The 20,616-nt window shown below is 58.1% G+C and carries 27 protein-coding genes and 1 other RNA gene; 16 read left to right on the top strand and 12 right to left on the bottom strand.

Features of this window, described 5'->3' with window-relative positions; all coding sequences use genetic code 11:
• Positions 1-85 precede the first annotated feature (85 nt).
• Positions 86-571: a 30S ribosomal protein S16 gene (gene rpsP / locus RSE16_11540; protein WRH75335.1), complete on the bottom strand. Its 486-nt coding sequence runs from the start codon at positions 569-571 to the stop codon at positions 86-88.
• Positions 572-611: 40 nt separating this feature from the next.
• Positions 612-2,096, bottom strand: a complete 1,485-nt coding sequence (gene ffh / locus RSE16_11545) for a signal recognition particle protein (protein ID WRH75336.1) — start codon at positions 2,094-2,096, stop codon at positions 612-614.
• Between the two features lie 241 nt (positions 2,097-2,337).
• Between ffh and RSE16_11550 the strand changes: the two genes are divergently transcribed.
• From RSE16_11550 to RSE16_11570, 5 genes are all read left to right on the top strand, one after another.
• Complete coding sequence (locus RSE16_11550) at positions 2,338-4,005, top strand: EAL domain-containing protein (protein WRH75337.1); 1,668 nt, start codon at positions 2,338-2,340, stop codon at positions 4,003-4,005.
• Positions 4,006-4,069: 64 nt separating this feature from the next.
• Positions 4,070-4,876, top strand: a complete 807-nt coding sequence (gene dapF, locus RSE16_11555; GenBank protein ID WRH75338.1) for a diaminopimelate epimerase — start codon at positions 4,070-4,072, stop codon at positions 4,874-4,876.
• Positions 4,873-6,114, top strand: coding sequence for a tRNA (N(6)-L-threonylcarbamoyladenosine(37)-C(2))-methylthiotransferase MtaB (mtaB, locus tag RSE16_11560; protein WRH75339.1), 1,242 nt, complete (start codon positions 4,873-4,875; stop codon positions 6,112-6,114). The genes dapF and mtaB overlap by 4 nt, the downstream gene beginning before the upstream one ends.
• A complete protein-coding gene (gene ftsY, locus RSE16_11565; GenBank protein ID WRH75340.1) occupies positions 6,111-7,037 on the top strand; it encodes a signal recognition particle-docking protein FtsY in 927 nt (308 codons plus the stop codon). Before mtaB ends, ftsY begins: the two co-directional genes overlap by 4 nt.
• Complete coding sequence (locus tag RSE16_11570; GenBank protein ID WRH75341.1) at positions 7,034-7,660, top strand: inner membrane-spanning protein YciB; 627 nt, start codon at positions 7,034-7,036, stop codon at positions 7,658-7,660. The genes ftsY and RSE16_11570 overlap by 4 nt, the downstream gene beginning before the upstream one ends.
• Before the next feature lie 3 nt (positions 7,661-7,663).
• Here RSE16_11570 and RSE16_11575 read toward each other — a convergent pair whose 3' ends face one another.
• Positions 7,664-8,281 carry a superoxide dismutase gene (locus RSE16_11575; GenBank protein WRH75342.1) on the bottom strand — a complete coding sequence of 206 codons (618 nt, stop codon included), beginning with the start codon at positions 8,279-8,281 and terminating at the stop codon, positions 7,664-7,666.
• Between the two features lie 161 nt (positions 8,282-8,442).
• Between RSE16_11575 and RSE16_11580 the strand changes: the two genes are divergently transcribed.
• Complete coding sequence (locus RSE16_11580) at positions 8,443-9,006, top strand: urate hydroxylase PuuD (GenBank protein WRH75343.1); 564 nt, start codon at positions 8,443-8,445, stop codon at positions 9,004-9,006.
• A gap of 60 nt (positions 9,007-9,066) precedes the next feature.
• Here the strand turns inward: RSE16_11580 and pspF are convergent, their stop codons facing one another.
• Positions 9,067-10,125 (bottom strand): phage shock protein operon transcriptional activator, encoded by a 1,059-nt coding sequence (gene pspF / locus RSE16_11585; protein WRH75344.1) that lies wholly within the window; start codon positions 10,123-10,125, stop codon positions 9,067-9,069.
• Between the two features lie 174 nt (positions 10,126-10,299).
• Here pspF and RSE16_11590 point away from each other — a divergent pair, with 174 nt between their 5' ends.
• The 10 genes from RSE16_11590 to RSE16_11635 all read left to right on the top strand — a co-directional run bounded on the left by RSE16_11590 (position 10,300) and on the right by RSE16_11635 (position 13,908).
• Complete coding sequence (locus RSE16_11590; GenBank protein WRH75345.1) at positions 10,300-10,479, top strand: hypothetical protein; 180 nt, start codon at positions 10,300-10,302, stop codon at positions 10,477-10,479.
• A gap of 124 nt (positions 10,480-10,603) precedes the next feature.
• On the top strand, positions 10,604-11,272 hold the full coding sequence (gene pspA / locus RSE16_11595) for a phage shock protein PspA (protein ID WRH75346.1): 669 nt from the start codon (positions 10,604-10,606) through the stop codon (positions 11,270-11,272).
• A gap of 4 nt (positions 11,273-11,276) precedes the next feature.
• Positions 11,277-11,567, top strand: a complete 291-nt coding sequence (gene pspB, locus RSE16_11600) for an envelope stress response membrane protein PspB (protein WRH75347.1) — start codon at positions 11,277-11,279, stop codon at positions 11,565-11,567.
• A 1-nt stretch (position 11,568) separates the two neighbouring features.
• Positions 11,569-11,952 (top strand): envelope stress response membrane protein PspC, encoded by a 384-nt coding sequence (gene pspC, locus RSE16_11605; protein ID WRH75348.1) that lies wholly within the window; start codon positions 11,569-11,571, stop codon positions 11,950-11,952.
• A gap of 28 nt (positions 11,953-11,980) precedes the next feature.
• A complete protein-coding gene (locus RSE16_11610) occupies positions 11,981-12,280 on the top strand; it encodes a hypothetical protein (protein ID WRH75349.1) in 300 nt (99 codons plus the stop codon).
• Positions 12,281-12,301: 21 nt separating this feature from the next.
• Positions 12,302-12,619, top strand: coding sequence for a hypothetical protein (locus tag RSE16_11615; GenBank protein WRH75350.1), 318 nt, complete (start codon positions 12,302-12,304; stop codon positions 12,617-12,619).
• Between the two features lie 19 nt (positions 12,620-12,638).
• The gene (locus tag RSE16_11620) at positions 12,639-12,935 is read left to right on the top strand and encodes a hypothetical protein (GenBank protein ID WRH75351.1); all 297 of its coding nucleotides are present in this window, start codon (positions 12,639-12,641) and stop codon (positions 12,933-12,935) included.
• Entirely contained in the window at positions 12,932-13,210 is a 279-nt protein-coding gene (locus RSE16_11625; GenBank protein WRH75352.1) for a hypothetical protein, read from the top strand. The genes RSE16_11620 and RSE16_11625 overlap by 4 nt, the downstream gene beginning before the upstream one ends.
• 18 nt (positions 13,211-13,228) lie before the next feature.
• Positions 13,229-13,471: a hypothetical protein gene (locus RSE16_11630; protein ID WRH75353.1), complete on the top strand. Its 243-nt coding sequence runs from the start codon at positions 13,229-13,231 to the stop codon at positions 13,469-13,471.
• Positions 13,472-13,497: 26 nt separating this feature from the next.
• Positions 13,498-13,908, top strand: coding sequence for a SufE family protein (locus tag RSE16_11635; GenBank protein ID WRH75354.1), 411 nt, complete (start codon positions 13,498-13,500; stop codon positions 13,906-13,908).
• On the opposite strand, the gene RSE16_11640 is transcribed toward RSE16_11635, so the two are convergent.
• The 8 genes from RSE16_11640 to RSE16_11675 form a co-directional block, all read right to left on the bottom strand.
• Positions 13,890-15,230 (bottom strand): PepSY domain-containing protein, encoded by a 1,341-nt coding sequence (locus RSE16_11640; protein WRH75355.1) that lies wholly within the window; start codon positions 15,228-15,230, stop codon positions 13,890-13,892. The genes RSE16_11635 and RSE16_11640 overlap by 19 nt on opposite strands.
• A gap of 10 nt (positions 15,231-15,240) precedes the next feature.
• The gene (locus RSE16_11645; GenBank protein ID WRH75356.1) at positions 15,241-17,253 is read right to left on the bottom strand and encodes a TonB-dependent receptor; all 2,013 of its coding nucleotides are present in this window, start codon (positions 17,251-17,253) and stop codon (positions 15,241-15,243) included.
• 56 nt (positions 17,254-17,309) lie between these two features.
• The gene (locus RSE16_11650; GenBank protein ID WRH75357.1) at positions 17,310-17,702 is read right to left on the bottom strand and encodes a hypothetical protein; all 393 of its coding nucleotides are present in this window, start codon (positions 17,700-17,702) and stop codon (positions 17,310-17,312) included.
• A 41-nt stretch (positions 17,703-17,743) separates the two neighbouring features.
• Positions 17,744-18,277: a J domain-containing protein gene (locus RSE16_11655; protein WRH75358.1), complete on the bottom strand. Its 534-nt coding sequence runs from the start codon at positions 18,275-18,277 to the stop codon at positions 17,744-17,746.
• Positions 18,278-18,329: 52 nt separating this feature from the next.
• A complete protein-coding gene (locus tag RSE16_11660) occupies positions 18,330-18,962 on the bottom strand; it encodes a Yip1 family protein (protein ID WRH75359.1) in 633 nt (210 codons plus the stop codon).
• Positions 18,963-19,094: 132 nt separating this feature from the next.
• Positions 19,095-19,487, bottom strand: an RNA gene (rnpB, locus tag RSE16_11665) — RNase P RNA component class A.
• Positions 19,488-19,491: 4 nt separating this feature from the next.
• A complete protein-coding gene (locus RSE16_11670) occupies positions 19,492-20,181 on the bottom strand; it encodes an N-acetylmuramoyl-L-alanine amidase (protein ID WRH75360.1) in 690 nt (229 codons plus the stop codon).
• A gap of 54 nt (positions 20,182-20,235) precedes the next feature.
• Positions 20,236-20,613 (bottom strand): histidine triad nucleotide-binding protein, encoded by a 378-nt coding sequence (locus RSE16_11675; GenBank protein ID WRH75361.1) that lies wholly within the window; start codon positions 20,611-20,613, stop codon positions 20,236-20,238.
• Positions 20,614-20,616 lie beyond the last annotated feature (3 nt).

Below are 20,616 nucleotides of genomic sequence, written 5' to 3' on the forward strand. Positions count from 1 at the left end.
GTTCGGGGTGGGAGCGAGCACAGCGAGCTTAAAATCATCACCGGCCCTCCCCCGGCCCCTCCCGCGTGCGGGAGGGGAGAAGGCATCAGCCCTCGGCCTTTTCTTCAGCAGCAGCTTCTTCAGCAGCAGGTGCTTCTTCAGCGGCAGCAGCTTCTTCAGCAGCGGGTGCTTCTTCAGCGGCAGCTTCTTCTACAGCCGGAGCAGCAGCAGCGGCAGCGGCGGCTTCTTCAGCTTCAGCCAGCTTGGCAGCCTTATCCTCTGCGCGCTCCTTCGCCTTCTGGCCGGGCTCACCCTTTTTCGGGTTCGCCTTGGCAGCGCGTTCTTTCACGCCAGCAACGTCGAGGAAGCGGGCAACGCGATCCGAAGGCTGGGCACCAGCGGCAAGCCAGTGCTTCGCACGCTCACCGTTAAGAATGACGCGGTTGGCATCATCCTTGCCGAGCAGCGGGTTGTAGCTGCCGATACGTTCGATGAACTTGCCGTCACGCGGGCTGCGGGCGTCCGCAACAACGATCCGGTAATAGGGGCGCTTCTTGCTGCCGCCGCGCGACAAACGAATTGCCAATGCCATGATAATCTACCTTTCCAACAAAACTCAAAAATGAATGTATTTACTTCTTTTTATTCAATAATTTCGCAATATCCGATGGCAATCCACCGCCGCTGCCAGGCATTCCGGGAAGGCCGGGAAAGCCCCCGCCAAGACCGCCCTTGGGAAGGCCATGCATGCCTTCCATTGTCGCGCCCAGATCGCCGCCCGATTTTCCAAACAAGGCAGCAAGCCCCTTAAGGCCGCCCATTTTCTTGATCCGCTTCATCGCGGTTTCCATCTCCTTGTGCATTTTCAGGAGACGGTTCACATCCTGCACAGTCGCGCCTGAACCATTGGCGACGCGGATCTTGCGCTTCGCGTTCAGAAGCTCCGGCTTGCTGCGTTCCTTTTGCGTCATGGATCCGATGATCGCATCCATGCGGTGCAGGATCTTGTCGTCCATCCCGCTCTGCGCCATCGCGGCCTTCGCCTTTTTCATGCCGGGCATCATTCCGGCAAGCGCGCCAAGACCGCCCATCTTGGTCATCTGCCGCAACTGGGCGCGCAGATCGTCAAGATCGAATTGGCCCTTCGCCATTTTGGCGGCGAGTTTCTCGGCGTCTTCCTGTTCGACGACCTGTGCCGCACGCTCAACCAGGCCAACGACATCGCCCATGCCAAGGATGCGTCCGGCAACGCGCGAAGGCTGGAACGCCTCAAGCGCATCCATCTTTTCACCAACGCCGGCAAATTTGATCGGCTTTCCGGTAACCGCGCGCATCGACAGCGCCGCACCACCGCGCGCATCGCCATCCATACGGGTCAGCACGACACCGGTGAGATTGACCTGCTCGCCGAAATTCTGGGCGACGTTGACCGCGTCCTGACCGGTCAGAGAGTCGACAACGAGAAGGATTTCCTGCGGCGTGGCAACATTGGCCACCGCCTTCATTTCATCCATCAACTGCTGGTCGACATGCAGACGACCCGCAGTATCGAGCATCAGCACGTCAAAGCCCTGCAGCTTGGCCGCTTGCATCGCGCGCTTTGCAATATCGACCGGCTGCTGGCCGGAAACGATCGGCAAGGTCGCAACGTCAATCTGCGTGCCCAGCGTCGCGAGTTGTTCCTGCGCGGCAGGACGATTGACGTCGAGCGACGCCATCAGCACCTTCTTGCGCTCTTTTTCCTTCAGCCGCTTGGCGATCTTCGCCGTCGTCGTGGTCTTACCCGAGCCTTGCAAGCCGACCATCATGATGATCGCGGGCGGCGTTACCGCCAGATCAAGCTCGCTGGCATCGGCACCAAGCATTTCGACAAGCGCGTCATTGACGATCTTGACGACTTGCTGACCTGGGGTGACCGAGCGCAACACAGACTGGCCCACGGCCTGTTCGGTTACTTTTTCGACAAAGTCGCGCGCAACAGACAGCGCCACATCGGCTTCGAGCAAGGCGACGCGGACTTCGCGCATTGCCTCACGGACATCGGCTTCATTCAACGCGCCGCGACCGCGCAGGCGGTCAAACACGCCTCCCAACCGGTCGCTCAGCTTGTCGAACATCCCAAATCCTTCGCCATGTCGGCAAAAACGCACAAAACGCCGGTGGGCGAAACCTCGCTGACCGGCGTGTGAGCTTCTGTCACATCTTCAAAAATGCGGGACTGGCCCGCTTGGAAAGCGCCCTTAGCCGCGCTTGCGCGCAATTGCAAGCCTGATGGCGCGACCTCCAAAAGTCGTAATTAACCCAATATTGACCTTTTTTTCGCATAAGGTCCTCTGAAATTGAAGGGGCATTTCCGGCATGATCGCCAGAAAACAGACACATGCGGACGACGGCACGGCACTGCCAAAGGGCCGGCACAGTTCAAGCTGGTTGAGCAACCTGCTGATCATTGGCGCGCTGGGCACTTTTGTTTTCGTCGGCGGCGCAGTGGGTACCCAACTGGTCGGCCAATTTTTCGGCAGCGGCCGGACAACCGACCAGGCGATGGTATCGGCGCTCCTCCTCAACATCGCGCTAATCCTGATGATCTGGCGCCGGACCACGGCATTGAGCGACGAGGTCGATGTGTACCGCAAGGCTGAAGTACGTGCCCAGCATCTCGCCATCACCGACCCTTTGACAAATTTGTTCAATCGCCGCGCAATCAAGGAAAAGGCCTCCGAACTGACCAACCGGGCATCACGCCGGGGCAAGTCTGTGGCTTTCATGATGATCGACCTGGATGGCTTCAAAAAGGTCAACGATCTTTACGGCCATGACAGCGGCGACCAGTTGCTGCGCGAAGTTGCAGACCGGATGCGCGATACCGTGCCGCCGTCCAGCGTATTGGCGCGGCTTGGCGGCGATGAATTCGGTGTCTGCGTCGTCTTCGAACCCGAATTTCCCGAAACTGTCGATCGCATTGCCGAAGACCTGATCGATATACTGTCCCGCGCGATCACCATCGGTGACACCGATCACAGCATCACCGCGTCAATCGGCATCAGCCGGCCGGAAATTGACTGCGATTCGATCGACATGCTGATCCGTCGCGCCGACATCGCGCTCTATGCGGCGAAAAAGAACGGTAAAAACGGCTTTTGCTGGTTTGAAAATGGCATGGAAGTCGAGCTGCGCACGCGCAATTCGCTGGAAGCCGATATCCGCGCCGCGATCCCCAATGACGAATTTGTTCCCTATTTCGAACAGCAGATCGATCTGGAAACGGGCGAGCTTTCGGGCTTTGAAATGCTGGCGCGCTGGGTATCCCCGGTACGCGGATTGATCCCGCCCGACGAATTCATCCCTGTTGCTGAAGAAACCGGCATGATCGGCGACATTTCGCTCGGCATCATCCGCAAGGCGATGCTTGAAGCAAAGAATTGGGATCCCAAGCTGACGATTTCGGTGAATATTTCACCGGTTCAGCTCAAAGACCCCTGGCTTGCCCAGAAAATCGTCAAGCTGCTGGTCGAAACCGGCTTTCCGGCGAACCGGCTCGAAGTCGAGATCACCGAAAGCTCGCTATTCAAGAATCTAAGCCTCGCCCAGTCGATCGTCGGCAGCCTCAAAAACCAGGGCATCCGGATTGCGCTCGACGATTTCGGCACGGGCTACAGCTCGCTTGCGCATCTGCGCGCCCTGCCCTTTGACCGGATCAAGATCGACCGCAGTTTCGTCTCGACGATGCTGCAAAACCCCGAAAGCGCGGCGATCGTTTCTGCCATCGCCGGATTGGGCAGCAGCCTTGACGTGCCGATCACCGCAGAAGGAATTGAGGAAGAGGTTCTGATCCCGCGCCTGCGTGATCTGGGCTGCAGCAAGGGTCAGGGCTGGTATTATGGCCAGCCGATGACGATTGATGCGGTGCGCAAACTACTCGCCGAACGCAATTTGCTGCACGCGCGCCGTTCGTCGAACCTCGCCCAAAAAAGCAATATATCCGCGCCAGTCGACACCCCGGCGGTCAATCGCGCCGCAGGATGACCCGCGCGGCTCAGGCCGAATGATTCTGGACCGGCAGGCCCGGTTCGCGTAAGGCGCGGCCGCTATGGCCGCTCCGTTTCACAAGATGCACGGGCTGGGCAATGACTTTGTCGTCATCGATGCCCGCACCGAACCCGTCGCAATGACGGCGGCGCGCGCGCACGCCATTGCCGATCGCCGCACAGGCATTGGCTGTGACCAGCTGATCCTGCTTGAACCCTCTGCCATCGCCGACATCAAGATGCGGATTTTCAACGCCGACGGCAGCGAGGTAGAGGCGTGCGGCAATGCCACCCGCTGCGTCGCGACGTTGATGGACGGGCCCGCGCGGATCGAAACGCTGGCCGGCATATTGGAAACGCGGCCTCAGGAAAGCAGCGCCACCGTCTTTTTCAACCCGCCCGCGCTGGATTGGGAATTGATACCGCTCGCTATGCCGATGGACACGGCCGACATGCCCGTCGGCTGGGAGGTGCTGGAACGGCCAATGGCGGTCAATGTCGGCAACCCACATGCCATCTTCTTCGTGCCCGATTGCGACGCCATCGATCTGGAACGGCTGGGCCCGCTGATCGAGACCGACCCGCTTTTCCCCGAAAAGGTCAATGTTAACGTCGCCACAGTGCGCGGCCCGCATAACGTCCAACTGCGCGTGTGGGAGCGCGGCGTCGGCCTGACCCTTGCCTGCGGCACCGGCGCCTGCGCCACCGCGGTCGCCGCAATCCGCAGCGGCCGTGCGCAATCACCGGTGACGGTCGCCCTGCCCGGCGGCACATTGACGATAAGCTGGGAACATGGCGGCGCGATCGAGATGGAAGGCCCCGCCACCCATGTCTTTACCGGCAGCGCAGACTGGAGCCAGTTCGGTTGAGCGGCGCAGAAATCATCACCATGGGCTGCCGCTTGAACCTTGCGGAAAGCCATGCCCTTGCCGAGCAACTGGGGGACGCCAGCGATCTTGTGATCGTCAATAGCTGTGCCGTCACCAATGAGGCGGTCCGCCAGACGCGTCAGGCGATCCGCCAGGCCCGCAAGCGCCGCCCCGACGCGCGGATTGTCGTTACCGGCTGCGCTGCACAGATTGAACCGCAGACGTTCGAGGCAATGGCAGAAACCGATGCCGTCATCGGCAATGTGGAAAAACAGTCCCCCGCTTTGTTCGCGATTGACGGACCCAAGGTCCGCGTCAGCGACATCATGGCGGTGCAGGCAACCGCGCCGCATCTTGCCACCGCCTTTTCGGGCAATACCCGCGCCTTTGTAGAGGTGCAGACGGGGTGCGACCATCGCTGCACCTTTTGCATCATCCCTTATGGCCGCGGTAACAGTCGCTCGGTTCCCGCCGGTCAGGTCGTCGAACATGTCCAGCGCCTTGTGGATCGCGGCATACAGGAAGTGGTGCTGACCGGGGTCGACGTCACCAGCTATGGCCATGATCTGCCCGGCCGGCCCGATCTGGGTCTGTTGGTGGAACGCATCCTGCGCCATGTGCCCGGCCTGCCCCGCCTGCGCCTGTCCTCTATTGACGGGGTCGAGATTGACGCCCGGCTGTTCGCATTAATTACTGGCGAGCCACGGCTGATGCCGCATATCCACCTTTCGCTGCAAGCCGGCGACAATATGATCCTGAAACGCATGAAACGCCGCCATAGCCGCGAACAGGCAATTGAGATCGTCGCCCGTATGAAGGCTGCACGCCCCGACATCGCCATTGGCGCAGATATCATCGCCGGTTTCCCGACAGAGGATGAGGCAATGTTCGAAAACAGCCTTGCGCTGGTCGACCAATGCGACATCGTCCATGGCCATATCTTTCCCTATTCGCCCAAGGCGGGCACCCCGGCCGCGCGCATGCCGCAAGTGCCGGCAGCAGCGATCAAGGCGCGCGCCCGCGCGCTGCGCGAAGCCGTCGCCGCACGGCGCGGGGCCTGGCTTGCCTCACTGACCGGTTCTTCTCAGAAAATCGTCGTCGAAGCAGGCGGCACATCTGGCCATTCGGAAAATTTCGCCTATGTCGAACTTGATCAGTCGCAACCAGAAGGCAGCCTTGTCACGGCGACAATCGAAGGACATGAAAATGGACGGCTCAAAGGAAAGCTTGCCGCATGAGTGAGAAACCCGGCTGGCGCGAACGGATGTTCGGCGGCTTCAAGAAAACGTCCAGCAAGCTGACCGACAATCTGGCGGGACTGGTCACCAAGAGCAAGCTTGATGCCGACACCCTTGATGCGATTGAGGAAGCGTTGATCGTTTCGGATCTTGGGCCGGCCACCGCTGCGCAGATCCGCGACACACTGGCCAGTTCGCGTTTCGACAAAGGCATCGATCTTGCCGGCATCCGCCAAGTTGTCGCTGACGAGTTGACAGAAATTCTCGCTCCTGTCGCCAAACCACTTGAAATTGAAGCCTTTCCAAGGCCGCAGGTCATTCTGGTGATTGGCGTTAACGGGTCGGGCAAGACCACAACCATCGCAAAGCTGGCGCATCTGTTTGTCGAACAGGATTATGGCGTCCTGCTGGCGGCGGGCGATACCTTCCGTGCAGCCGCCATCGGCCAGCTCAAGGTCTGGGCTGACCGCGTCGGCGTACCCATCATTACCGGCCCCGAAGGCGGGGATTCGGCCAGCATCGTCTTTGACGCCGTCAAAAAGGCAACAGCCGAGGGAATTGACGTATTGATTGTCGACACCGCCGGCCGACTGCAGAACAAAAGCGAGTTGATGGATGAACTGGCCAAGATCCGCCGCGTCCTTGGCCGCCTCAACCCCGCTGCCCCGCATGATGTCGTTCTGGTGCTCGATGCCACGACGGGCCAGAATGCGCTTTCGCAGATTGAGGTTTTCAAGGAAGTGGCCGGCGTTACCGGGCTGGTGATGACCAAGCTTGATGGCAGCGCGCGAGGCGGCATCCTTGTTGCCGCGGCCAAACAGTTCGGCCTGCCCATTCACGCCATCGGCGTTGGTGAGAGCATGGAGGATCTGCGCCCCTTTGATCCGCGCGATCTTGCAACCGCCATAGCAGGTTCGGCATGAACGAGGCCGCTACGCCCGCAAAGCCAAAACATGGCACACTCAGCTTCGCGCTCGATTTCGGGCCGTTACTGCTGTTTTTCATCGCATCAAAACTGGGCAGTTCGCCGACCGATCCCAAACAGGGGGCGATTGTCGGTACAGCGGTGTTCATGGCCGCGATCATCGTCGCCGCCATCATTTCGCGCGTGAAACTGGGCCGGATATCCCCGATGCTAAAGCTGACCGCAGGGCTTGGCGTGTTTTTCGGGGCATTGACCCTGTGGTTTCATGACGAGCGCTTCATCCAGATCAAGCCAACGATCATCTACGCCTTTTTCGCGCTCCTGCTGATCGGTGGCTGGCTACGCGGCCGGGCATTACTCCGTTATGTGCTTGAAGCGGCCTATGATGGCCTCAACGATACAGGCTGGCTCAAACTCTCGCTCAACTGGGGCTTGTTTTTCGCGGCACTGGCGCTGGCCAATGAAGCCATGCGTGCGATGCTCGACTTCGACCTGTGGTTGACGCTCAAGGTTTGGGGCGTGACGATTGTCACCTTCGTCTTTGCGCTGGCCAATATCCCGATGCTGATGCGGCACGGGCTGAAACTTGGTGAAGAACCGCCCGCACCGCCGCAAGACTGATGTCTATTGGTCAGCCCGGCTGACCCCTTTGCCATCCAGATTTTGGGCGACAAATTCCCAGTTAATTGCCCGATCCAACAAGTTACGCACATAGTCCGGCCGGGCATTGTGATAGTCGATATAATAGGCATGTTCCCACACATCGATTGTCAGCAAGGGCTGCATGGCATGTGCCGCCGGCGTATCGGCATCGTGCAAAGATAGGATCTTCAAACTTCCTTTATCGAGCACCAGCCACGCCCAACCGCTTGCAAAATGGCCAACAGCCTCTTTGTGCAGCGCGGTTTTCATTGCGTCGAACGAACCGAACGACTGGTCGATCATGTCCTTGAGCCTTCCAGAGGGCTGCTGCGCATCGGGCGACAGGCATTGCCAGTAAAAGCTGTGATTCCATAGCTGCGCCGCATTGTTGAACAGGCTGGTTTGGCCACCTTCGCGCGCGGCACGGATCACCTCACTAAGCGCGGCACCCGATAGCGACGCATCTGCGCCGATCAATTCGTTGGTTTTCGTGACATAGGCCTGATGATGTTTGCCGTGATGATATTCGAACGCTTCGGCGGAAAGTATGTCTCCGAAAGCATCAGGGGCATAAGGAAGATCGGGAAGAATGTAAGGCATTGTTCTGTCCTTGGTTGTAATTGCCCCACCCTTTGAACCCTTTGTCTCCCTTACCGTTCCGTCCTATGTCCAAAAAACATGTGACAAGCACGGCACGGCGGTTTAGCTTTTTCCCGGTTAATTAGGGTCGTCGCGCCCATGAACAAGAAACAGGAGGAAGAATGAGCAAATTTTTCGGTAATCTGCACGCAGTGCTCGGGGTCGGCTTTGTGCTGGCACTCGCGCTGATTTTCGCGGTGCCGGCCAATGGCGATCTGGAACAGCAAACGATCCGCTGGCTGCACACTTTCTTTGGTATCCTCTGGATCGGCCTGCTCTATTATTTCAATTTTGTGCAGATCCCGACCATGCCGAAAATCCCGGCAGAACTGAAACCGGGCGTTTCGAAGCATATCGCTCCGTCGGCGCTGTTCTTCTTCCGCTGGGGCGCGGCACTGACCGTGTTGTTTGGTCTGATCATTGCTCACCGCGCAGGGTATCTGGTTGACGCACTGATGCTTGGCGAAACCCATCGCCTGATCGGTATCGGCATGTGGCTGGCACTGATCATGGCGTTCAACGTCTGGTTCGTGATCTGGCCGGCCCAGCAAAAGGCGCTTGGCCTTGTCGAAGCCGACGATGCGACCAAGGCAGCAGCTGCGACCCGTGCGATGATGTTCTCGCGCACCAACACGCTGCTTTCGATCCCGATGCTTTATGCAATGATCGCCTTTAACGGCGGCTGATTACGGGCAGCTTTGAATAAAGAAAAGGCGGCTTTCGGGCCGCCTTTTTTGTGCCTGCCGCTAACCTAGCAAATCATGCTTTTTCAGCGAATGGCGCAGCTGGTCATAAGTGAGGTTCAGTGCCTTTGCCGTTTGCCGCTGATTATAGCGGTTCTGTGCCAGCGCCTGTTCCAGCAACGCCTTTTCAAAGGCTTCCGTCGTGGCCCGAAAATCGCCAACCTTGATCGCAGCGCCATTGATCGCCGAAAAATCGGTTGAATGGCGCACCGGGCCGGCCATATCGGCGACATCATCTGTCGCAGGTGGCGCGACATAAGCAGGCGAAGAGGGCATCGCCTGCGGCATCCAATCACTTTCAAACGGGTCGAACTGCACATAATCGACCGGCTGTCCGGGATCATTCCAGCGATAGACCGCGCGCTCGACGACATTACGCAACTCGCGCACATTGCCCGGCCATTCGTGATTTTCGAGCGCGCGCGTCGCAACCGGCCCGAAACCTGGCCAGCCATCCCATTCCAGTTCATTGGCCATCCGCCGACCAAAATAGTCGGCAAGCACCTCGATATCGCCTTCGCGCACGCGCAGCGGCGGCAAGGTGACGACCTCAAAACACAGCCGGTCCAGAAGGTCGGCACGGAACCGCCCTTTTTCGACCATGACCGGCAGATTTTCATTGGTTGCGCCGACGATGCGCACGTCGACACGGATCGGCTTTGACGACCCGATACGGGTGACTTCGCCATATTCGACCGCGCGCAGCAGACGCTCCTGCGCACCCATGCTCAGCGTGCCAAGCTCATCAAGGAACAACGTGCCACCATGCGCTTCCTCAAACCGGCCCTCGCGGGCACGGGTTGCGCCGGTAAAGGCGCCCGCCTCATGGCCGAACAATTCGGCCTCGATCAAAGTTTCGGGAAGCGCCGCACAGTTCATCGTCACCAAGGGACCGTCCCAGCGTTGCGACAGGCGGTGCAGACGTTCGGCGATCAGTTCCTTGCCGGTACCGCGTTCACCGACGACCAGTACCGGCCGGTTCAGCGAGGCGGCTCGGCTCGCACGTTCGACCGCGTCGAGAAAGGCCGACGATTGGCCGATGAACTGAACCCCGCGCTCCATTCCACATGTTTGGCATATTTCACCACATATTGGCAAGCTTCACATCATCGAGGCGCATCCAGAAGGCGCATATAGCTCCGATTCCTCTGGATAACCGCCAATCTGCACAAATTGGCACGCATCCTGCTTAGTATTTGGCAAGCCCGATGAAGGCTCAAATCAAAGGATAAGAAAATGCAAAATCTCAACCAGACCGAACCCCGTCCGACCGGAACGATCGCAGGTGCATCTGTCTCGATGTTGATTCTGATCGCCTTTGGTCTTTCGTCCTTTGTCGTTCAGCAGAAAGATCTGAGCAGCCATGCAGCAGAACAGTATAACCGGCCCCTCGTCGTCAGCGCTTATCTTGCCTGACATGATGCGCCGTCGACCGGGGCACAAAAGCTCGACCCCAGCTCCCCTAACCGAGCTTGCCCCGGTCGCCCCTTTTGGAACAATATATAAGTCGCCTGAATTTCAGAGAATCCGGAGTATCCCAATGGGCATTTTTTCGCGAACCCGCGATATCATCGCTGCCAATGTCACCGACCTGCTCGACAAGTCGGAAGACCCGGCAAAACTGATCCGCATGATCATTATGGAAATGGAAGAAACGCTGGTTGAGGTTCGCGCCTCTGCCGCGCGTACCATCGCCGACAAAAAAGAATTGCAGCGGCATATCGCCAAGCTCGACCACCTGCAGGCCGATTGGACCGAAAAGGCCCAACTGGCGCTATCTAAGGATCGTGAGGATCTTGCCAAAGCCGCGCTTGTCGAGCGCAAGAAGGCCACCGACATGGCCGAACAGTTGCGCGCCGAAGTTGCCGTACTCGACGATGCGCTAAAGGCATCGGAAGGTGATATCCATAAGCTGCAGAAAAAGCTGATCGATGCCCGTTCGCGCCAGAATGCCCTGATGACGCGACTGGAAAGCGCAGAAAACCAGGTCAAGCTGCGCACCATGTACAATGGTGACAAGGTCCGCAACGCATTCAGCCGTTTCGATGATCTCGAACGCCGTGTCGATGAAGCGCAAGGCTATGCTGACGCGCTCACGATCGGCGCAGATGCACCGCGCACTTTGGGCGACGAGATCGACGCCCTCGGCACAATTGACGAAGTCGATGCCGAACTTGAAGCCATGAAAAAAGCGATGAAGAAGGGCTGAGCCGATGGAAGATATACTCGTACCGATTTTTGTTGTCGGCATCCTGTTCATCGGATTGCCCTGGCTGGTGATGCATTACGTCACCCGCTGGAAAACCGCTGCAACGCTCACCAATGATGATGAGCGCATGCTCGGCGACATGCACGAACTCGCCCGCCGCCTTGAAGAGCGGCTCGACACTGTCGAGCGGCTGGTGGCCCAAGACAACCCGGATTGGCACCCTCGCCGCCTCGATCACGAAGCTGACGATTATGCCAAACTTGAAGAAATCCGCCGACTGGAGAGGAAGAACTGAGATGGCTGGCCAGCATACCAAATTCTATCTCGATAAGCAGAACGCCAAATGGAAAGGCGTATGCGCAGGGATTGCCGACTATACCGGAGTGAACGCGCTCTGGGTGCGGATTGGCGCCGTGACGCTAACCCTCATGGGCGGCTTTCCATGGACCCTGATCGCTTACTGGATCACGGCCTGGCTTGCCGACAAAAAACCCGTCCACCTCTATACAGAGGATAAGGAAGAGCAGAAATTCTGGCAGGGCGTGCGCCAGTCCCCTGCCCGCACCACCCGCGACATACGTTCGCGTTTCCGTGAAATCGACCGTCGCCTTGCCGACATGGAAACCTTCTATGTCAGCAATAACAAGCAACTTGCCGACGAAATCGAAAGCCTGCGCTGAACCTGCGCGAGTTTGAGGGAGACAGGGCATGTTATTCGAGGGACCGGCATTCATTGTGGCGATTGTAGCGATCTGCACGGGCGGCTGGCTGATCAACAACTGGATCCGAGCGAAGCACGGCTACCCGCTAGAGGATGAATGGGGCGGCAAGTCCGCACTGACCGATGGCGACTATCCAGAGGTGGATCGCAAAGTTCATTTGCTGACCAGCGAGAATGAACAACTGACCGGCAAGCTGAGCCGCCTTGAAGAACGGGTAGCGGTCCTGGAGCGCATCGCAACCGACAAGTCTTCCCGATTGTCAGAAGAAATCGAGAATTTGCGCTGAATAGCAACAAGGAGGAAATAGATGGACCCGATGATTGCGAATATTCTGGCCCCGGCTGTTGTAGTTATTGGCGTCAGCGCCGTCGCAGGCTGGGTGTATACGACGCGGCTTCGCATCAAGCACGGCTACCCGCTCGATGGAGCCTGGGGACAAGCAGTATATCCAAAAAGCGATCAGGAAGCGGTCGAGCGTGTAAGACTGCTTAGTCAGGAAAATGCGCAGCTCCGTGCTGAGCTCGGTTCGATCAAGGATCGTCTGGCCAGTGTGGAGAAAATCGTTGTCGATGATACCCATCGGCTGACTGCCGAGATCGAAGCGTTACGCGGCCCGACGAACTGAACAACCGGAGCAACCCGAAATGAGCCCCCTACTTATCCCGATCCTTGGCATCAGTTGTGGACTGTTAGCTATCTTTGCAGGTGCCATTTTCCGCCCCTGGCTGAATATGAAAACCCGGCAGATGGAGCTTGATGCGCAAAATATTGCCGAAAAGGCCGCCCAATATGCGGCTGATAAAGGCCGGCTTGAAGAGCGCGTCGCCGTGCTGGAACGTATCGTTACCGACCAGGGCTATAGCCTGGCAAATGAAATCGAAGCCCTTCGTGCCCTACCCCCGCGTGTAGAACCCGCACATGAAAAGGAGGTTCACAAATGATTGGAGATCCGTTCACAATGGTGGTTGCGATCATCCTGATCGTCACCATCGGCAAGGTGATTTCGAACCGCCAAAAGGCGAAATACGGAATTATCGAAGATGAAGACATGATGGACAACAAGACCCAGCGCCAGATCGGCAACGCCGACACAATGGCGATGCAAAGCGAGATCCGCGAACTCAAGGAACGCATCCAGGTGCTGGAGCGTATCGCCACCGAAAACAGCAGTGCAACCGACGTCAGCCGTCAGATCGAAGCGCTGCGCGATCGTTAAAGCCGGAAGGAAGGAACCATGTTTCAGGATCCCAGCTTCTATATCGTCATTAGTGCAATTACCCTCGCCATGGTCGGGGTGATTGCAACAGCCGGCCTTCGCGGTTGGCGTGACTGGATCGACTTTAAGCGTGCAGAGCTTGAAAGCGTGCATCGCCCGTCCACCGAAGGCGTGCCCTCCGCCGTCTCCCGGATCGAGGTCGCCGACCTCAAAGAACGGGTGAAAAAGCTTGAGGCGATCGCTGCGGGCATTGATATCTGAACGTCAACGCCATAAGCGCTGCCGGTATGACTGCGCTTGCCGACATTCTCGACGAATATGAATTTCTCGACGCTGACGATCGCTACCGGTTGTTGATCGATCTTGGCAAGGCCCTGTCGCCGATGCCTGAGGCGCTTAAAACCGATGCGACACTGGTGCGCGGTTGTTCCGCCTCAGTCTGGGTCTATCCGGTCGAGGACGTCGGCCACCTGACCTTTCTTGCCGATAGCAATGCTGCCATAACCAAGGGCATCATTGCGCTGGTCCTCAAGACTGTCGAGGGCAAAAGTGCGAACGAAATCGGCACCCTCGATATTGAAGGCGCCCTCGCCCCGTTCGATCTCAAAAACCAGTTGAGCTCGAACCGGACGCAGGGCATCCCCAATATGATCGCGCTAATCCGCGAAACCGCCGCGCGCTACTCCGCCGCCCGCTGAACGCCCAACCAGCTCGCCAGCCGTGGAAGTCGCGGCAGGATCAGCCGTTCAAACAGCAACAACAGGATCAGCGACGCGGCCAATAATGGTAGCAAAATAGCGGCCGCCAAAATCATCACCGCCACTCCACGCAGCTTGACCGGTACCGGCGGCAATGGTGGTGCACCCAATCCGTCCTGCGGCTTGCGCCTGCGCCACATCACAAATCCTGACACGCACAGCGTCAACAGCCCTAGCGCAGTAAGCACCCCAACCAACTGATTGATCCAGCCGAAAAGCTGCCCTTCATGCCAGGCAATGCCATAATTGACGATCCGATCGATGACATGCTTGTCGCCGAAATCCTTTCGTTCGACTTCCGCCCCGGTCGCCGCATCAAAGGTGACCGAGCGCACCAGCGGCCGGTTTTGCGTTTCGGATTTAACCGTCCAGGCCATATCGTTTGACGGGCCATGGGCCTGTGGCGCACCCGGAGGAAGCACCACGACAGGAAATGCCATATCCTCCGCGACTGCCTTGCGGACGATTTGATCGAGCGAGGTCAACGGCACCCCGGCCGCCTGCTGCCGCAACATAGCATCATGATCATGCGCGGCATGGGGCGATGCGGCACCGGTTTTCCAATCCTGCGCGCCTTGTACCCATCCCATTTCTGCCCTGACCGCGCGAAAGGCCTCACCCCAGACACTTGCCCAGGGCAGTCCGGTGAGCAGCAGGACCAGCACAAGGCCCGAAATCCAGAAACCGATGACAGCGTGCAAATCGCGCCAGAACAGGCGCTTTCCGCTCCGCAGTCTTGGCCAGACAATTCCGGCAAGGCCCCTTCCCTCCGGCCACCAAAGGTAGAGCCCTGTCAGGATCATGACGATGGTCCAGCTTGCCGCCAGTTCAACGATCCAGTCGCCAACTCGCCCGATCATCAGCGAACCATGTATGTTAGCGAGCGTTGGGGCGATGCGGCTTTCGGGGTCCAGACTGCCCAATACCTTGCCTTGCGGCGAGACGAAAACGTCGCGCATCGATTTTCCGTCGGCCATCGCGAGGTGCAGCATTGCCGCATCGCCGGGCTTTTCAGGCAAGCGATAGCTGTGAAACTGTGCTCCCGGAAACGCGCCCATGGCGGCTGCCAAGTGCACATTTGCAGAAACCGCACCATCGGCGTTGCCGCCACGAAAGGCACTTTCTTCCCACCGTTCGATTTGCGGTTTGAACAGATAGGCCGCTCCGGTCACCGACAGCAGCATCACAAGGGGCAGAACGAACAGGCCGGCGTAGAAATGCCAGCGCCAGATCGTGCGATAAAAAGCTGTCTTATTCATCATCCCGCCCCTTTCAGAACCGTGTCCGCAAACCGGCAAAGACGGCGCGGCGTTCAACTGGCTGATAGATGGCAGATGCGGCGGTAGCCGTAATTACTGCGCTGATATCACCAATGCCGTTTTCGCCCGCCAAATTGCGCATATCCAGAAAAGCATCGACGCCATCAAATAGCTGCGCGCCCGCCGACAGACCGATCAGCGTATAGCCCGGCGCCTGCACCGTATTTCGATAATCGGCAAACGCACCCTGCGGCACCCATTCGAAATTCGGGGTAATGTGCAGGCTTTCGCCACTGATCCGCAATTCAGCGCGATAGACATGGCGCGGCACGACCGGCAGGCGGTTGTCGCCAAACTGAGCATCACCGCGGAAGCGGAAATCGGAATAGGTGTAGACTTGGCGCAGCCGCAGCCACGCGGTTGCAGCAATATCGAGACCCGCCTCAATTCCTTGATGCAGCGTGCGGTCGGCATTGAAGGTAGCCGCCGGAATACCCGTCGCGGGATTGACGTTAAACTGCAGCATCTCATTTCGCAGCGTCGCCCGATAGACGGACAAATCCCAGCCGACGATACCCGCTGTGCCGCGCATGCCGACCTCTGCGGTCCAGGCTGTCTGCGGCCGCAACGTGGTGACAAGCTGGTTGACCGGAGGAGTGCCAGTTACCTGAAACACTTCGCCAAAGCCCGGAAACTCCGCTGACCGGCTATAATTGGCAAAGACCTGCACATTATCTTCTGGCTCAAACAGGATGCCGAAGCGCGGTGAAAACGCATTATAGCTGGTGCCGCCGCTGCGCGATGTCGACAGAGTGACGGAGCGCCGACGAAAGCCGTCCGCATATACAGCGCCCGCAATCAATGACAGACCGTCCACCGGCTGCACCGTGACTTCACCGTAAAGATTGGCAGTCCGCGCATCTTGGTCAGCGGCGAACGTTATCGCCCCGCGCCGACCAGCAATGTTAACGAACTGACGCGCATTGGTTGAACCGCGACGGATTTCTCCGCCCAGGGTAAAACTGAGCGGTCCAGCTTCATGCTCCAGCCGAGCGAAAGCACCATAATCAACGCTTTCCTGATCGATCACCTGAAAGATCGGGTGATAGAGCGACTTGACGTTGCCGAACAGGCCGACATTCAGTTGCGAAGCACCCCAGTCAAAAGTTGTGCGGTTCTGTATCCGAATTGAATCGATGTCGCGTGCCTGATCACCGGCAATGCTCGCCGCGCTGGCCACCCAAGGGGTGCTTAACGCAACAGCCTGTGTAAGCGCACCGGGGATTTCCTGATTAATGTTGTTGAAGCTGACATAGCTACGGTTGGTGATGCTGTCCGACAGGCGCAGCCCCACATTGCCATGGAAGCGCAATGACCGGCGAGAGGCCTGAACCCGGCCACCCTCCGATGTATCAGCGCTGATCGCACCCCATGCATCCACCGCATCGCCAGTGACACCGGCAGAGACAAGACCCCGTGCCGTATTGAAGCTGCCCACGTCAAAACGAGCATAAACGCCTCCAGCCGTCCGTCCGGTCGGTGTCACACCATTGATCGCCCCGCCCAATGTACCGGAACCAAAACGCAACCCATTGGCGCCACGAAACACCTGAAGATGATCGAAAAATATCGGCTCCAGTTCCTGGAAATCTCCATTGTCATCGGCGAGGTTGATCGGAATGCCATCCTGCAACAACGTCAAGCCGCGCATGTGAAAGCCCCGCGAGATACCGGAACCCCGGATCGAAATCCGCACTTCCTGCCCATAACGTGGCTGGAGATAAACGCCCGGTGAGAAAGAAAGAACGTCTCGCAGGCTTACCGGAAAGCGATCAGCATAGTCTTCGTGATTGACGATATCGACGCCGCCAGGGCGTTGAAGAATTTCCTCGGCAGCAGCAGTCGACGCCGCCTGACCGGTTACGATGATGGTTGGTTCCGCCGCTTCTTCGGCCTGAACAGACAGCGGATATGCACCCGCAACAATAGCGCACGCCAAAACGGCGCGGTTGGATTTGATAAACATTGTGAATTCCTAATCTGAAACTTGCTAAACGGCCGGGAAGCAGCCGCGATAAAGGGTCAGATCAGGCACGGCGGTCCTGTTGATGGCGGTGGAGGCGCAGCAAGGCCTTGGCCGATGGTGACACTATCAGCCTGGAATGAAGGCACTCCGGATTGAGCCGGAGCGAATTTAGACGTGGCAATGCCTTCCGAAGGCAAATGCGTGAAAGAACCGCCCGCAAAGGTACAGGGCTGATGGTCTGCGCTATCCGTCTTGGTAGGGTCTTGTTTGTGCGTTTTGCCGTCGGTACTCAACCAGACCGTCTGGGTATCGATTCCCGTACAGACAGTGATCGCAAACGCCTTTTCCGTGCTCGGCATCCAGCCAGCCGGCACCAGCATGCGCGTGGCAAGCACGGCAACCAGCAGGAAAGCGGCGAAGCTTCGCATCGAGGCGGAAAAACGAATCACTCCGCGCCTTTACTGTTGGCGCCTGATGAGAGGCAAACCGGTTAACCCTTAAAATTGCGCCTCTCTTCGGCTGCACGCAGGACGTCATAGGCAGCTTGGCCTGCCTGAAATGCCTTGGCGGCGTCGGCATTGCCCGGGTTGACGTCTGGGTGAGTTTCCTTGGCGATCTTGCGCCACGCCTTTTTCGCATCTTCGAAACTTGCGTCCGGATCGAGGCCAAACAACTCGAGCGCACGCATTTCATCCCTGCTGCGACTGCCATCACCCGGGCCCATCCAGCCATAATGCGCAGATTCGCGATAGCCACTGGAATCGCGCCTTTCATTGGCCTCACGCTCGGCGGCTTCTTCGGCAGTCAGACCGGCAAAATAATCCCAGCCCTTATTGTACTCCGCCGCATGTTCTTCACAAAACATCCAGCGATCGGGATTATTTGGCGATTTAGGCGCGGGGCATTTGCCCGGCCGTTCGCAGCCTACCCTGTCGCAGAGACGCACGGCCTGTGCTTCGCGCGCAGTTCCATAACCGCGCCAGCGCGGGAAACCCCAATCGTTACTGCGTGAAGATCGAACCATGCCGCCGCCTTAGCGACGGCCGGGCAACCTTGCTAGGCCGAAAGCGGCTAAATCACATCCCAGCCGCACCGGCCATCATTGCCCCGGAGAACATCGACCCGATAATCGCAGCAGCAACCACGCCACCGATGATGACGGATGCGATGACATAGACCAAAATGGTCACCACGGTCATTCCCGCAACCTTTTCCTGCGGTACTTCAAGAACGGGACGCACGCCGAGGTAAATCAGGTATACCGCATAGGCCATTGCAGCGAGTGACAGCACCCAACCCAAGACCGGAATCCACGATACTAAGCCGACGACCCAAGTCGGCGTCGCTGCATAAACCATCAACTTAGTCGCCTGCACCATATCCGAACTACCGTTGAAACTAGGCGATACAGCCTTGACGATAAAGGCAACCAGCCAGAGCAGGCCCAGGCCGACAAAATATCCGACAATGGCAGTCGTAGCCCAATAGCCGAGCCCGAGGCCGGCCATCATGCCGCTGGCTGCCCCCATACCGCCAAGACCAAGACCGAGCACGCCCATGAACAGAATGGCAGCAATCGCAGGGACGAGCGCCAATATGCAGGCATAGCCCGAGAACAACCCGCCAACAGTTGTCGTCTCTTTAGCGATGATGTCCCATTCCGCCTTTGGATTGAGAAGGATATTCTTCGCACGATCAATTACTGCCATTATCATTCCCCTCTGAAACAACTGCTCCAGACTAGAAAGAAACACAAAAACCGGACCAAGTAAACGAAAAGGGTCGTTCCCCGTCGCTGAAAGGCAAGTTATCCGTAACGGCAAGTAACGTGGGAAAAGGAATTTGCCAGAGGGTCTATAAGCCGGGTTCTGTCCTCCGCACCGGCAGAACCGGCGCAGATGTGCGGCCATTCCTCTAGGCGACGCATTGCTGCGGCACTCAAGCAATCAACCCGGGCGACGGAGTGGAGGAAACCCATATGCCGCCCCTATTCGATTTTGCTCCCGGTGGGGTTTGCCGTGCCGCGAATGTTGCCACCCACGCGGTGCGCTCTTGCCGCACCCTTTCGCCCTTACCCGGCCGAAGCCATGGCGGTCTGCTTTCTGTTGCACTTTCCCTAAATCAGAAATCGCTCTCTGACCCGCCGGGCGTTACCCGGCACCGTTCCTCGCTGGAGCCCGGACTTTCCTCTCCTGCCGCCATAAAGCAACAGCAGCGGCCGCCCGACCCTCTGGCACCTCAGGCAATAGCAGGTCCGCCTTCATATTCCAACAACAGGCTCCAAAGGATCGCACGGCACTGGCCGTCTATGATGCCATCAACATTTTCGGGACGGAAACGGCGTTGGAATGCGACAACCACTGCGGGGCCATCAGCAACGCCATAGCCATAGCGTTCCAGAGCCAGCAGGAAAGCCGCGTCACTCCAACCCGGGTCAACAGGATTCTTGGTCGGCCGCGGAATAGCCAGGCCTAACTTCGCTAGCCGTTCCCAATCGAACAACTCGCCTGGATCCTGTTTGCGGGCGGGCGCGACATCGCTATGACCGACGACATTGCGTGGGTTTATTCCATAAGTTCCCATGATTTCAGCGATCAATGGCACCAGCGCGTCCATCTGCGCTTCGGGAAAAGGGCGATAGCCCCATTCATGCCCCGGATTGACGATTTCAATACCGATGCTCGCACTATTGCAATCGGTAACGCCACGCCAATAGGACAGGCCGGCATGTTGCGCGCGCTGCTCCTCCCGCACCATGTGCACAATCTGCCCATCCTCCTCGACAACATAATGAGCCGATACCTTGGATGCAGGATTAGCCAGCCATTCGATCGCTGCTGGCCCGCTCTTCATGCCGGTGTAATGGAGGACGAGCATCGTGATCGGCAGCGTGCGCTCGCCGAAATTGGGGGATGGGTACCAAATCATTGTCGCACCATAGGCTTTACTGCTGTCAAAGCAAAGACTTGCCCTTGGCCGCCATTAGCGAACCAGCATAGGGCCCAACGGGCGACCACCAAAAATATGAACGTGCAGATGCGGCACCTCCTGATGGGCATCAAGACCAGCATTTGCGAGCAAGCGATAACCCGGCTGAACCAGACCATTTTCACGGGCGACATGACCAACGGCGCGAATGAAACCAGCAATTTCAGGCTCGCTGGCACGGTCGCTGAAATCATCCCAACTGACATAGGCGCCCTTGGGGATCACCAATATGTGCGTCGGCGCCTGCGGGTTGATGTCGTGAAAGGCCAGCGCCCATTCGTCTTCGTAGACAGTGCGATTGGGAATTTCCCCGCGCAGGATTTTTGCGAAAATATTTTGGCTGTCATAAGGCGCGGTTGCATCAACGGGCATGGA

It is taken from the genome of Sphingobium sp. (genome assembly GCA_035196065.1).
GTDB classification, from domain to species: Bacteria; Pseudomonadota; Alphaproteobacteria; order Sphingomonadales; family Sphingomonadaceae; genus Sphingorhabdus_B; species Sphingorhabdus_B rara.